Here is an 11,906-nt window from a genome sequence, read left to right on the forward strand (position 1 = left end):
CCTGTTGCCCTTCGGTGCCCGGCTTCAGAGCTCATCCCGATCCTGAAAACGGGGCGGGCTCTGACGTACTCTTATTTGGATTTCTCGCCCTCCTCCGGGCGATCGCGGGCGGCACGGGCCATGGAAATCAGATCGCTAGCGGTGAGCCCGCGCGGCGGAATACTGACCGTCTCTATAGGGGTTGCGATCTGGCGCAACCTACCCTGAGCCGAGACGGTAATGCTGAAATCCGCTTTTCGACGTCGCTTACAATCCAATCCGATCATGAGTCCTCGTTGATCGCCATTGAGCGAGCAGAGATAGCGATCCGCATATGCTTCGTGCTCGACCATGACGCCGGGCGATTGTAGCCGGGGCCAGATTCGAGTTTAATCACGATGCCATTTGCTTCCAAGGAAAGTCCGAACGACCAGGCCTTCTGAAGCAGCCTATGGAAGCGCGAACATTAACGAGGGCCCGTGGAGGCGGTCCATCCACAGGGACGACAAGCCGATGCTGGTTAGAAGGACGGACACCAGCAGCGGCAGCATGACCGGATGCATCAGGCCGTCCTTTATCGTTTTCACCTGACGGGGCTTAGGCTTTGTCGTCGGTAGCCTTGGTCGATAGGGAGACGAGGGCCTGCTTGGCCTCGACAGCGGCACTCATCGACCTTCCCGCAAGGGCGCGGCTGTCCTTGAGGACCTGTTCTAGGTTCTCTCGAACCAGTTCACCCTGGATCACACTAAACTCATGGACCGTCTTGGCCTGCATCAGCTTGTCCATGCCGTCGCGATTGCGCTTCCACTGGTCCTGGATCATCGCCATCCAGGTATCCGAGGAGTCCTGAAACGCCTTGGTCAGCACCGTCCCGCACTGCTTCATGGCGTCCATATGCTGCTGGGATTGCGTTGCCAATTGCGTCCCTTCCTTGCCGGAAAAGCCAAAGGTGCGGCCGTAGCGTTCCGTTGCCTCGCCGATGCGACGGATCGATTGTTCCATGCCGGAAGGGATCGTCCAGAGGCCCTTATCGGTGATCTTGTCCGCCCCGGCCTTCGCCGCGTCCGAAAATTTGTCCGCGCTGCCGTCTTGCCGAGCTCGTTCGACGTCTGCGTGCGTGCTCATGTCAATCCTACTCTCGGTTGTTCGATGATCGGGCGTTTGTGTAAGAAACCGCCTAGGGCCGGGATGTTCTGGTGGCAGTCGGCGGTGATCTCGCTTTCGAGCGCTCGTCTTTCGATGTCCTCAAGTTCACAGAGAACGTCGTCGCCTGAGGCATCTTGCGCCGATATCAACTTGATACCCTCGCCTCTTGCTTCGAACTCCACCAGCAATTCCGATTGGGAATATTGATCGTGGGGATTAAGGCAGTAGTGTCTAGGCATCGTAGCCCTCCGACTTTCCTACTGGATTAAAGCAATGTCGTCCCGAAAGCATAATTTGACTGTATACCGAGGTATTCCCGAATTGTTGGTGGAAATACTAGTTCTAAGTACAACAGATTTGAAACGATGAGACCGTAGTCGAGAAATAGCAGCGGTACGTGCCGGCTGCATAGAAAATATTTTGACGACTAGCTATTCAAAAATGGCGCCTGCCTGCTTCTAGTGCAGGTTCAATGACTATGTCTGGCTAAAAAATATTCATTTTTGGCCGCGTCAATCTGTCAGCGTGATTAAATGAACTACACCTACGCCTTATAGCGCTGAAGAGAGGACGGCTGAGATCAACGGTGAGGCGGTTCTGTCTTCTCTGAAGCTGGCAGTTCGTCGTACCAACCAGCATAGCTCGTGTTCTTGACCAAACGCCGATCAAGGTCCGGCGCGCCGTCCGTCCACCACACCGGACCCAACTCGCCCAGGTCCCGTTTAATTATATCTACAGCAGCGCGAGCCTGAGCGATCACAGCCTGTTCGCCCGATCGCCTGCCCGCTCTGAGGGCCCGTCGTGCATCCATAAGTTCGTGCACCAATTGGTCGCGTTGCTGCACCTCAAGATCCGGCCGCTGGCGTCGCCAAAGCCGGCCGTTCAGGACGATATACCGTTCATCCGGGGTTTCATGGACGCGCATGCATGGCTCAGGTGCGACTCGTGACGTTCAGGCAACGCACCAATGCGCAATGAAATGCAGTAGCTTCGCGAGCGCGCTGATATTTTTGAATCTTTTACTCGCCGTAGCGCGCGGCGGCGGTCTAGTGGTCGAAATCTGGACGCTTGGTACACCGCTGCCGGGGCCGCTTTCGACCGATTTCGTTGAAAAACTCGTCGGCGGCCGAGATCGGAGCGTGGGCGGGATGAATTCTCGTTCCCGGGCCGGGTGTCCCCTGCCGGTCAAGCCGGGCTCGGCTGCGGGACCGGGATGATCTTGGCGAGCTTCCGCAGGTTCTGGGCGGCGGCTGCGAGGTGGAACTCGTCCTTCGCTCCGTTCGGTCCTCGTAGCCGGAGGCGGTCCAGCTTCAGGATGCGCTTGAGGTGGGCAAACAGCATCTCGACCTTCTTGCGTTCGCGTCGTGAGGTTTTGCCTTCCTCGGACCGCGCGATGTCGCGGGCCATGTCCCGCGCGCCCTCGTAGATCGAGCGCGGGACCTTGCGCACCGGCTCGTTCGGACAGCACCGCGCCTTCAACGGGCATGGCGCACAGTCGAACTTGCTCGCCCGGTACAGCAGCGTCGCCCCGTCGTTGACCAGGGTGCCGGTCGTGGTCAGCACCTGGCCCGCCGGGCAGCGGTAGACGTCGCCCGGCTGGTCGTAGGTGAAGTCGGCGCGTGAGAAGGTGCCGTCGGTGCGGGTCGACTTGTCGAACACGCTGATATGCGGCTCGATGCCGTGCTCGTAGACGAGCCAACCCAGCATCTCAGCCGAACCGTAACCGCTGTCGCCGGCAAGCCGGGCCGGATAGAGGTCGAAGCGCTCGCGCGCACGCTCGATCATGCGTTTGGCCGCTGTAACCTCGGCTTGGCGGATGGCCGTGGTCGCCTCGACGTCGACGATGATCGCGTGGTCGAGGTCGATCAGATAGTTGGCCGTGTAGGCGAAGAACGCCTGCCCGCCGTGCGCTCCGGTCCAGCGCGCGGCCGGATCGGCGGGCGAGATGAACTTGGGCGGCACCGGCGTCGCGGCCCCGAAGGCGGCCTGGTCGAGGACGGCGAGGTACTCCTGAGCAGCGCGGCTCACGACCTCGGGCGGTAGGCCGGCAGAGCCTTCGACTCCCTTCTGCCGATTGGCGTCGGCCCTGATCAGGCTGCCGTCGACGGCAAAGCCTTCGCCACCGACGAGCCCCTCGGCGATGCAGCGGGCGAGCACGGTCTCGAACAGGCGACGCAGGAGGTCACTGTCGCGGAAGCGGCCATGGCGGTTCTTGGAGAAGGTGGAATGATCCGGCACCCGGCCGTCGAGTCCGAGCCGGCAGAACCAGCGGTAGGCGAGGTTGAGGTGGACCTCGTCGCAGAGCCGGCGCTCGGAGCGGATGCCGAGGCAGTAGCCGACGATCAGCATGCGGATCATCAACTCGGGATCGACGGAGGGGCGGCCCGTCGAAGCGTAGAACGGGGCCAACTCCTGGCGCAGGCCGGTCAGGTCGACGAAGCGGTCGATGGAGCGAAGCAGATGGTCGGTGGGGACGTGCGTCTCAAGCGAGAACTCGTAGAACAGGGCACCCTGCTCGACTTGCCGAGGTCCCATCATCTGCTGCGATCTCCATCTCTCGACAGGAGTGAATCACCTCATCACAACCGCTGCAACACGAGAGTTTTTCAACAGAATCGACCCCTTACGGACATTAGCGGCGAGTACTAGGCGTCAGATTACCGCCGTTAGGCATGGGCAACCGGCAGCTCGTCGAGCCGCGTCGTGTAGCGCGGCGTCCGCATCTCGAACTTCGTCGACCATCCCGCCCGGGCCCGCTCCAAACCTGCACGCGCCGGCACGACGGCCCCGCGGCCGAAGCGAGTATTGCAGGCGTCGAGCGCCGCCATCAGCGCTGCGCCGTGCTCGCGATCCAGTTGGCCGATCAAGGCCCTCTGGCTCGCCACCAGCGGCACGAGGTCTACGGTGATGATTCCGGCCTTGCTGTAGCGCCACGGCGGGTCGCCCTGCGGCCGCCAGGTCTTCGCGACGCCGTGCAGTGCCGCCTTGATCAGCACCAGGGTGTCGTTCGACGCCTCCGGCAGGGTGACGACCGTCGAGACCGAGCGCTGCGGATGATCGCGGTTGTGCTCGGAGGTATGGAAGAACACCGTGACGTGGTCGGTGCCGAGGCCTTCGCGTCTGAGCTTCTCGCCGAGCCGCGTCGCGTGGGCGGAGACCGCCTGCTCCAGGCTGGCGTAATCCTCGACACGGCTACCGAACGAGCGGGTGACAGCGCAGCCCTTGCGCTGGGCCGGCATCAGGCCGAGCGGCAGGCAGGAGACGCCGCGCAGCTCGTGGATGATGCGTTCGCCCACCACCGTCATCGCCTTGCGCACTGGTCGGGGATCAAGGTCGCGCAGGTCCGCGACGGTGTCGACGCCCATGGCTTCGAGCTTGGCGAGCGAGGCGCGTCCGATGCCCCAGACCTTGCCGACATGGACCCGGCCGAGCCAGTGCGCGTAGGCCTCTGGATCGGTCAGGTCGCAGACGCCGTCGAGCGGCGCGATCGACTTCGCGATGTGGTTGGCGAGTTTGGCCAGCGTCTTGGTGGCACCGATGCCGACACAGGTCGGGATGCCGGTCCAGGCCCGCACCGTCGCGCGGAGATCTCGAGCGAGCTCGAGGCGACGGTCGGGGTGCACGTCCGTCAGATCGAGGAAGCTCTCGTCGATCGAATAGATCTCAATGGCCGACGCGAAGCCCCGGTAGACCGCGTTCGTGCGGGCGCTCATGTCGCCGTAGAGCGTATAGTTCGACGAGAACGCGCGCACGCCCTGTGCTCGGCAGAGGTCGCGGATCTTGAAGTAGGGATCGCCCATCTTGATCCCGAGCGCCTTGGCCTCGGCGGTGCGGGCGATGGCGCATCCATCGTTGTTAGACAGGACGATCACCGGGACGCCGGCGAGCTTCCCATCGAACACCCGCTCGCAGGAGCAGTAGAAGCTGTTGCCGTCGATCAGCGCGATGGCGCGGCTCACCGCCGGCCCCGAACAAGCGGTCTGTGCAGGCGCAACGACGTAGTGACGACGCCCCACATCGTAGCCTCGGCAATGTCTTCGATTGGCGTCGCTGGTAGATCCGGGCTGTCGAAAGCGAGCGTCGCCCGGTTGCCGTCGATCCGGTAGCGCTTCAGCGAGGCCACCCCCTCGACGATCGCGAGCACGATGTCGTCGTGCGCTGGCTCGGTGCTGCGATCGACGATGACGATGTCGCCGTCGTGGATGCCGGCGCCGATCACGGACGATCCCGACACCCGCCAGAGGAAGGTCGCCGGTGGGTTCGACACCAGCCATCGCGGTAGGCCCCAAAGCCTCTTCCAGGAAATCGTCGGCCGGCGACGGAAACCCCGCGCAGACGGCCGGCCCCATGAAGGGCACATGGACGGTGCCCAGGCTGTCCACGGGCAGTTCGTCGACCGTGACGATGTGCATGCCGTCCTCTCATCGCGAAGCGAACGGAAAGAGAACAGAAAGGCCGAACGGTCAACGCGCGGCAGGGCATGCCTGTGAGTTCTGTGGATAGCGGGGACAACCCGCTGCATGGGCTCGTGGCGTCACTTCGCATGCATGCTCGGCACCCTTGTGTCCGTGTTCATGCGGAGGCCGGCCAATGTTCAAGTTTCGAGAGACCGAGCTCGGCCTGTGGCGGTGGTCATTCATATTCCGCGATCAGACGCTCGCGCATGAAGAAGGCTTCCCGAGCGAGGGCAAGGCGAAGGCTGCCGCCATGGTGTTCGCGCGGGACGTCGGCGTGGCGCTGAAGAAGATGCCCGCCAGCGGCTGAGCGGCCCGCTCTCAGGCCGCAGCCTTCCGATTCACGGCGAACTCCCAGATCGGCATCCCGCGCGGCATGCCGGGAGTGTCGCGGTAGCCGGCCGTGCGCGTGAAGGCGATCCGGTTGGCCGAAATGGACGCTGCCTTGTCCCCGCTCACCATCAGGACGCCGCACCAGTCGACGCGCAGCGTGCCGTTCTCCGGGTGCACCCCGAACAGCTCGGACGCTGTCCAGCCGAGCTGGTGCGCCTCGGCCCCGAACCGTTCGAGGAAGTCGAGGGCGTTTTCACGCATTGTGCTCCAGCGGGCCGGAGACAGGTAGCGACACGGCGGAACGGATGGGCTGAGCCACTGGATGGCGTCACGCCAGCCGGCGACCTCGGGCGGGAGATCGGTGAGCATGGCGACCGAATAAGATGCGGTCGGCCGAGTCGGCTATGGCCGGCAGGCCACGGTGCCGAAACGAAAAGACCCCGCCGGCCAGAGGCTGCGGGGTCGAAGGTAGGGCGGGGAGGCTATCCGCGCGCCGGTTCCGAGTATGCGGGTATGGTTAAGTGGCAGTTAACGCCGGCCGTCTTCACGTCGACTGATGCATCTGCGACGCGGGCGGTGGATATCGGGGTGCAACCTGCTCGCCCTCATCGACAACCTGAGGCGAAGCAGTCAGTCTTCCTGTTCCGAAACGAAACAAGCCGCCCCGATGATTCGGAGGCGGCTTGCTCGTAGCGGGGTCGGCCGAAGGCCGGACACCAACCTGTGCAAGCGGATCAACACCACGATCCGGAGGACGTGTCCAGATCTCTGCCGACGGATTTTTCCGACGCACAAGAGAGAGCGGTGGACATGTCACAGAATGACAACAGCAAGAAGCCCGGTTTCGTCGAGTGGACGATCGGCAAAGTGCGCGATGCAGGTGCATCTGCGCTCCGTGGGCTCGCCGACCGGCTGGAGGTGCCCAAAGCCACCTTCGAGATTGCCGACACCAAGATCGACTTCGGAGTCGACGTTGCCGGGGACACTCTTTGGGCGACCCAGGCGCAAATGGCGGAGCTTTTCGGGAAGGGCGTTCCGACGATCAATGAGCACCTAGCAAACGCCTACAAGGAAAGGGAAATCTCGCGAGAGGCAACCATTCGGAAATTCCGAACAGTTCGCGAGGAAGGCGGGAGACAGGTTGAGCGAGACGTCGAGCACTACAACCTCGACGCCATCCTCGCTGTCGGAATGCGCGTGCGATCTCCCCGGGCCACAGAGTTCCGCCAGTGGGCCTTCCGCATCCTCAAGGAGTACGTCGTCCACGGCTATGCGCTGAACGAAAAGCGCCTGCGCGACGACCCCGTCGCGGCCCAGTCTCTCGCCGAAAAGGTGCGGGAGATCCGGTTCGACGAGAAGAACCTGTACTCCCGCGTGCGTGCGTGCGTGGCCGCAGTCGCCAGCGACTACGACCCGGCCTCTGACCTAGTGCGCGCCTTCTTCGCTCGGATGCAGGACAAGTTCCACTGGGCCGCCTGCGAACAGACTGCCCAAGACCTACTTCTGAGCCGCGCTGACGCCAGCAGAGAGCGGATGGGCATGACCACGCAGTTGAACGCCCGACCGACCCTCAAAGACGCGGAGACCGCTAAAAACTATCTAAGCGAACACGAGTTAAAACTGCAGATGGTCGCCGGCGACGCATTCTTTGCTTACGTCGAAAACATGATGTTACGGGATAAGTCGCTGACGACGGCCCAGTTGCTTTCAAAGATCGACGAGGTATTCAAGTTCAACGAGATGCCGGTGTTCCCAGGATACCGTGGATTTCGAGGCGATCAGGCCAAGAAGCATGTGAAGGTTCAGTACGACCTGTTTAAATCTCGCTCGGCTCAACAGCGATACAACGATGCGCGAGGTCTGCCGCCGTCCTGATCGTCGCGCGCACGAAAAAGCCCGGCTCAGCAGGTGCTGGCCGGGCTCTGGGAGGCGGACGGTGGGATGGATCAGATCACCGACCCCGGATCGCGCGGCGGCTTCCCGCATCGAAACCTCTCAATCCGCCAGCGCTCGTGCTCGTGATCGTTCTGCCAGCTTGCCATGGTCGGCTGGGCGATGGCGAGGCACTGCTGCGGTGTTGTCACCGGCTCGTCGAAATAGTGCGTTCGCATGACGCAGTGCGCCGGGTTCGACGCGAGGCAGGTCACGAAAAACAGGCCGAACATCATGCGAGGGGTCTCCCTGGCGGTCTGCGGCGTTTCCTCAAGAGCGGCGTTGCAACCAGCGTGCCGGGCGGTGTGCGGACGACGCGGGTGGTTCTCGCCGCCGCCCACCGCGATCACAAAGACCAACAACGCTGACCAGAACCTCGCAGCGTAGTGCGCACGCTGCCCATCATCCACTATCTACCTGAGGATCGAGAGCGACGGCGGGTGCTGACGTTTTCGTCGGCGGGCGCTGGGCGAACTTTGTTGAGGTCCTTACCCATCAGGGTAAGGATACGAAGTCGATCCGGCGCAGGTATTCCGGCGCAGGTATCCTCATGCCGCTCTGATGGTTAGGCGCGGTCGGGAGCCGGCATCTGATGTTTCGCCTGGTTCGGCTTAAGGCGCTAATCGAAAACCTCGACAACCACCATGAGAGCGTCGCATCCTTCCGAAAATGTCTGGGAGGGCAATGTGGCGCGCGGGTTCGTCAGCACCATCAATCAAATGGCGAGAGAGGCTGAGCGGTCTCGGAAAGCGCAGGAGCGAGCCAGGGTCCGGCACGCGAAGGCTGCAGCATATGAATTGAAGCAGATGGAGAAATTCGAGCGGCAGGCCTACCTCGAAGCCCGGCAGGAAGAGGCCCAGGCGGAGAATGACCAGCTGGCCGAACAGATCGCAGGGCTGAACGGCATCCTAGAGTCCGCGCTCGCCCAGGACCTATCCATCGATTTCGACCAATTGCTGGGTCGCGTGTCCGAGGGAGACCTCGATGATGACCCGCAGCTAAGACTACCAGCGGTGCCCGCCTTGGCGGCGCTGATGCCGAGGCCGGTTGGATTCCTCGGGAAGCTCATGCCGGGCGCAAACGGCCGTCACCAGAGGCTTGTCCAGAACGCCGAGGCCGAACACGCGGCGCTGACCCGGGAATTCGAAGGCATCAAGAAACGTCGAGCCGCCGCCCTCGCGGAGCTGCAAGCTAAAGCCGACCGCCACAACGCCGAAATCTCAGCGCTACGCGACGCCTACACGGAAGGCCAAGCCGAGGCTGTCATCGCCTATTTCGAGGCCGTCTTTCAGCGTGCCGCGTATCCCGACACCTTCCCTCAGGAGCACAGCATCGCCTTCGTGCCCGAGTCGAAGCAGCTCGTGGTCGATTATCAAATTCCACCTATCGACGAGGTCATCCCGACGGTGGAGAAATACCGCTACGTGAAGTCGACAGACGATATCACGGAGACCAAGCGCACCGATAAATCCCGTCAGGCCCTCTACGCGAGCATTCTGGCTCAGACGGCACTGCGGCTTCTCCACGAGGTGTTCGCCTCCGACGTGGAGCAGGTGGTCGAGGTCGCCGTAATCAGCGTCTTCGTCTCGACGATCGACAGGGCCACTGGCCGCCCAGTCCGCCCCTGCCTCGTCTCCGTCCGTGTGCCGGCGGAGCAGTTCGCGCAGCTCCACCTAGAACGGGTTGAGCCGGCCGTGTGCCTGAGACAGCTTCGGGCCAATGTCTCCGGCCACCCGTCCGAACTTGTGGCCGTGAAGCCGATCGTCGACATCAACATGGTCGACCGCCGCTTCATCGCAGAAGACGACGTGCTCTCGACCCTCGACAGCCGACCGAACCTGATGGAGCTGACGCCCAGCGAGTTCGAGTCCCTAATTACCAACCTCTTTGAGGCCATGGGTCTTGAGGCGCGGCTGACGCAATCATCACGAGACGGCGGAGTCGATTGTGTGGCTTTCGATCAACGACCCATCTTCGGCGGCAAGGTCGTTATCCAGGCCAAGCGCTACAAGCACACCGTGGGCGTCAGCGCGGTCCGCGACCTCTATGGGACCATGCTGAACGAGGGCGCCTCGAAGGGTATTCTGGTTGCAACGAGTGGGTACGGGAAGGCCGCCTTCGAGTTCGCCAACGGCAAGCCGATCGAGCTGATCAGCGGGGGCAACCTGTTGTCGCTCCTGTCCGAGCACGCCGGCATCGAGGCGAAGATCCAGGTGCCTGACACGTGGGTCGAAAGCTCATCGTAATAGGCGGCGGCGAGGTACCGGGTCGGGTCGCAAGTGGGCCCGAGCTTTGGCGACGACCCTCAGGTTTTTCCTGCGTGGATCAGTGCGCCCTTGAGCCAGTCGATCACCGCGCCGAGTTAAGAGAAGGAGTGCTCGGTCGCGCTGAACGGGCTGGGCCGGCGGTCCGGCGGTGCATCTTCCAGTAGCTCGGCGTGCCAGCACTGCTCATACCCGCTTGCCGTAACCTCGCGAACGACGCTCCCGACAATCTGTCCGTCGAGAATGAGATCGAAGCTGCCGGCGGCAAGACGATGTAGTTCCGCCCGGATGGTGGCGGCGAGATCGTTACCGGGCATTGAGCGCTCCCGGGCTCTGCACGAAGAAGCGGGAGAGTGCGTTCCGAAGGACCGGCTCGACGCCGCGCTCGGCGATGGCCGCGATCTGCGCCGCGCTGTCCGGCGCCGTGAAGAGATCCGCCAGCCGGCCGGTCTGCCGCCCAAGCTGCACTTGCTGCGCCTTATCCCGGACGCCGCGCCCGATCAACAACGCCGCCGCGCCGAGCGAGCGACCCGCCGTCGCCGCTTCGCCCAGCATCGAGGGTTCGGACAGGTTCTGCTGCACCGCCCGATCGGCCGCGGTGTTCGATCCGGCCGGTAGCCGGCGCCCGGTAACGCGCAGCGCGTCCAGGGTCCGGTCCACCGAATCCACGGCCTGTGGCGAGTTGGGCAGCGCGCCGAGCACCGCGTCGATGTTGGCCTGCTTCTGCGACGCGCGGTCGCCGGCCATGTCTTTCGCGAACTTGGCGCCGCCGCCCTGCGCCGGGCCGCCCACCAGGCCCGTGGCGCTGTGCTCGTACTGGTCGGCGAAGCGCTGGCGCACCAGCTGCGCGATGCCTTCCGGGTCCAGCGCACCGATGCGGCGCGTGGCGTCGGCCAACTCGCCCTGGCCGCCGGTCAGCGGCACGGCCGGCAGGATCGCGTCGGCGACGGCCTGCGTGCCGTTCAGCGTGCCACGGCCGTCGCCACCCCCGGCGATCTGACCCAGCGGACCCTGCTGCAGCGGGTCGAGGTTCTGCGTGCGGGCTTGGGCCTGCTGGGTCAGCGCGTCGTCGTATTCCTGGATACCGCCGCGGGCCGGATCTCGAGCGATGCCGCGCGCCTCGGCGGCGCCGCTGCCATACAGGCCCGACGTCTGCGAGCTGAAGCCGGGGTTGGCCGCATTGCCGAGCGCGACACCGCGGTCGCGCATGTCCTTCGTGACCGCGTCGATGACGGCGACCGAGTTGTCCTCCTGCCCCGCGTAGGTCGGGCCCAGCACCTTGTCGCGCGCAGCCGCCGCAGCGACGCCTGAAAGGCCGGATCGCGGGCGATCGGTTCGAAGTCCGCAGGGTCGAGAACGTGGCGGCCGGCGGCGTCGTAGGCCGGTCGCGTCGCCGCGTTGATGCCCTGGCGCACCTCGTCGAGCGAGCCTTGTGCGGCCTCGGCTACACGAGGCCCGAGCGTGGACGGGTTGGCGCTCTGCGGCGCGATCGTGTCGAAGGCGTTGTTCGCAGCGGCTTGCATCTGTGCCGGCCGGTTCGCGTAGAAGGCGGCCATGGTCGGGCCACCGCCGATGGAGCCCTCGACAACGCGCTGCAGTTCGCCGAGCTTCGTCGCGTTGTCCGTAGCAAAGCGGATCACCTCCGGCCCGGACGCCGGCACACCGAGCGCGTAGTTCTGATCCAGCACCGGCTGACCGCCGCGCAGCTGTTCCGGTGTCGTGCCGCGCGTCGCGTTGACCACGGCGCGGTCCCCGGCCGAAGCGCGCGCCGCGATGCCGGCCGTGCCGAGGCCACCGG

General features: G+C 64.0%; 13 protein-coding genes and 1 pseudogene. 3 read left to right on the forward strand and 11 right to left on the reverse strand.

Annotation, left to right across the window (positions count from 1 at the left end; translation table 11 throughout):
• Window positions 1-71 precede the first annotated feature (71 nt).
• From FV217_RS13040 to umuD, 7 genes and pseudogenes are all read right to left on the reverse strand, one after another.
• Window positions 72-332: a hypothetical protein gene (locus FV217_RS13040; RefSeq protein WP_147817610.1), complete on the reverse strand. Its 261-nt coding sequence runs from the start codon at window positions 330-332 to the stop codon at window positions 72-74.
• Window positions 333-576: 244 nt separating this feature from the next.
• A complete protein-coding gene (locus FV217_RS13045) occupies window positions 577-1,104 on the reverse strand; it encodes a phasin family protein (RefSeq protein ID WP_147817611.1) in 528 nt (175 codons plus the stop codon).
• Window positions 1,101-1,364, reverse strand: a complete 264-nt coding sequence (locus FV217_RS13050; RefSeq protein WP_147817612.1) for a hypothetical protein — start codon at window positions 1,362-1,364, stop codon at window positions 1,101-1,103. Before FV217_RS13050 ends, FV217_RS13045 begins: the two co-directional genes overlap by 4 nt.
• A 341-nt stretch (window positions 1,365-1,705) precedes the next feature.
• Window positions 1,706-2,050 (reverse strand): hypothetical protein, encoded by a 345-nt coding sequence (locus tag FV217_RS23430; RefSeq protein ID WP_147817613.1) that lies wholly within the window; start codon window positions 2,048-2,050, stop codon window positions 1,706-1,708.
• A 260-nt stretch (window positions 2,051-2,310) separates the two neighbouring features.
• A complete protein-coding gene (locus tag FV217_RS13060; protein ID WP_147817614.1) occupies window positions 2,311-3,663 on the reverse strand; it encodes a transposase in 1,353 nt (450 codons plus the stop codon).
• Window positions 3,664-3,791: 128 nt separating this feature from the next.
• Window positions 3,792-5,084 (reverse strand): Y-family DNA polymerase, encoded by a 1,293-nt coding sequence (locus FV217_RS13065; RefSeq protein WP_147817615.1) that lies wholly within the window; start codon window positions 5,082-5,084, stop codon window positions 3,792-3,794.
• Window positions 5,081-5,537 (reverse strand): annotated as a pseudogene (umuD, locus tag FV217_RS13070) (translesion error-prone DNA polymerase V autoproteolytic subunit). The gene FV217_RS13065 and the pseudogene umuD overlap by 4 nt, the downstream one beginning before the upstream one ends.
• A gap of 178 nt (window positions 5,538-5,715) precedes the next feature.
• Between umuD and FV217_RS22885 the strand changes: the two are divergent.
• Window positions 5,716-5,889 carry a hypothetical protein gene (locus FV217_RS22885; RefSeq protein WP_187272541.1) on the forward strand — a complete coding sequence of 58 codons (174 nt, stop codon included), beginning with the start codon at window positions 5,716-5,718 and terminating at the stop codon, window positions 5,887-5,889.
• An 11-nt stretch (window positions 5,890-5,900) separates the two neighbouring features.
• Here FV217_RS22885 and FV217_RS13075 read toward each other — a convergent pair whose 3' ends face one another.
• Entirely contained in the window at window positions 5,901-6,281 is a 381-nt protein-coding gene (locus FV217_RS13075; protein ID WP_147817616.1) for a hypothetical protein, read from the reverse strand.
• 441 nt (window positions 6,282-6,722) lie between these two features.
• Here FV217_RS13075 and rhuM point away from each other — a divergent pair, with 441 nt between their 5' ends.
• Window positions 6,723-7,787: a RhuM family protein gene (gene rhuM, locus FV217_RS13080; protein ID WP_246682777.1), complete on the forward strand. Its 1,065-nt coding sequence runs from the start codon at window positions 6,723-6,725 to the stop codon at window positions 7,785-7,787.
• Between the two features lie 71 nt (window positions 7,788-7,858).
• On the opposite strand, the gene FV217_RS13085 is transcribed toward rhuM, so the two are convergent.
• On the reverse strand, window positions 7,859-8,080 hold the full coding sequence (locus FV217_RS13085) for a hypothetical protein (RefSeq protein WP_147817618.1): 222 nt from the start codon (window positions 8,078-8,080) through the stop codon (window positions 7,859-7,861).
• Between the two features lie 408 nt (window positions 8,081-8,488).
• Here FV217_RS13085 and FV217_RS13090 point away from each other — a divergent pair, with 408 nt between their 5' ends.
• Window positions 8,489-10,090 (forward strand): restriction endonuclease, encoded by a 1,602-nt coding sequence (locus FV217_RS13090; RefSeq protein ID WP_147817619.1) that lies wholly within the window; start codon window positions 8,489-8,491, stop codon window positions 10,088-10,090.
• A gap of 116 nt (window positions 10,091-10,206) precedes the next feature.
• Here FV217_RS13090 and FV217_RS13095 read toward each other — a convergent pair whose 3' ends face one another.
• The gene (locus FV217_RS13095; RefSeq protein WP_147817620.1) at window positions 10,207-10,425 is read right to left on the reverse strand and encodes a hypothetical protein; all 219 of its coding nucleotides are present in this window, start codon (window positions 10,423-10,425) and stop codon (window positions 10,207-10,209) included.
• Window positions 10,415-11,317 carry a hypothetical protein gene (locus tag FV217_RS13100; protein ID WP_187272543.1) on the reverse strand — a complete coding sequence of 301 codons (903 nt, stop codon included), beginning with the start codon at window positions 11,315-11,317 and terminating at the stop codon, window positions 10,415-10,417. Before FV217_RS13100 ends, FV217_RS13095 begins: the two co-directional genes overlap by 11 nt.
• Window positions 11,318-11,906: the final 589 nt, after the last annotated feature.

The organism is Methylobacterium sp. WL9, assembly GCF_008040035.1.
Lineage (GTDB): Bacteria > Pseudomonadota > Alphaproteobacteria > Rhizobiales > Beijerinckiaceae > Methylobacterium > Methylobacterium thuringiense.

Bases quoted from the DNA above. Each gene is read 5' to 3' on its own strand.
- FV217_RS13040 (WP_147817610.1), bottom strand. From the start codon at position 332: ATGGTCGAGCACGAAGCATATGCGGATCGCTATCTCTGCTCGCTCAAT.
- FV217_RS13045 (WP_147817611.1), bottom strand. From the start codon at position 1,104: ATGAGCACGCACGCAGACGTCGAACGAGCTCGGCAAGACGGCAGCGCG.
- FV217_RS13050 (WP_147817612.1), bottom strand. From the start codon at position 1,364: ATGCCTAGACACTACTGCCTTAATCCCCACGATCAATATTCCCAATCG.
- FV217_RS23430 (WP_147817613.1), bottom strand. From the start codon at position 2,050: ATGCGCGTCCATGAAACCCCGGATGAACGGTATATCGTCCTGAACGGC.
- FV217_RS13060 (WP_147817614.1), bottom strand. From the start codon at position 3,663: ATGATGGGACCTCGGCAAGTCGAGCAGGGTGCCCTGTTCTACGAGTTC.
- FV217_RS22885 (WP_187272541.1), top strand. From the start codon at position 5,716: ATGTTCAAGTTTCGAGAGACCGAGCTCGGCCTGTGGCGGTGGTCATTC.
- FV217_RS13075 (WP_147817616.1), bottom strand. From the start codon at position 6,281: ATGCTCACCGATCTCCCGCCCGAGGTCGCCGGCTGGCGTGACGCCATC.
- rhuM (WP_246682777.1), top strand. From the start codon at position 6,723: ATGTCACAGAATGACAACAGCAAGAAGCCCGGTTTCGTCGAGTGGACG.
- FV217_RS13085 (WP_147817618.1), bottom strand. From the start codon at position 8,080: ATGATGTTCGGCCTGTTTTTCGTGACCTGCCTCGCGTCGAACCCGGCG.
- FV217_RS13090 (WP_147817619.1), top strand. From the start codon at position 8,489: ATGAGAGCGTCGCATCCTTCCGAAAATGTCTGGGAGGGCAATGTGGCG.
- FV217_RS13095 (WP_147817620.1), bottom strand. From the start codon at position 10,425: ATGCCCGGTAACGATCTCGCCGCCACCATCCGGGCGGAACTACATCGT.
- FV217_RS13100 (WP_187272543.1), bottom strand. From the start codon at position 11,317: ATGCGCGACCGCGGTGTCGCGCTCGGCAATGCGGCCAACCCCGGCTTC.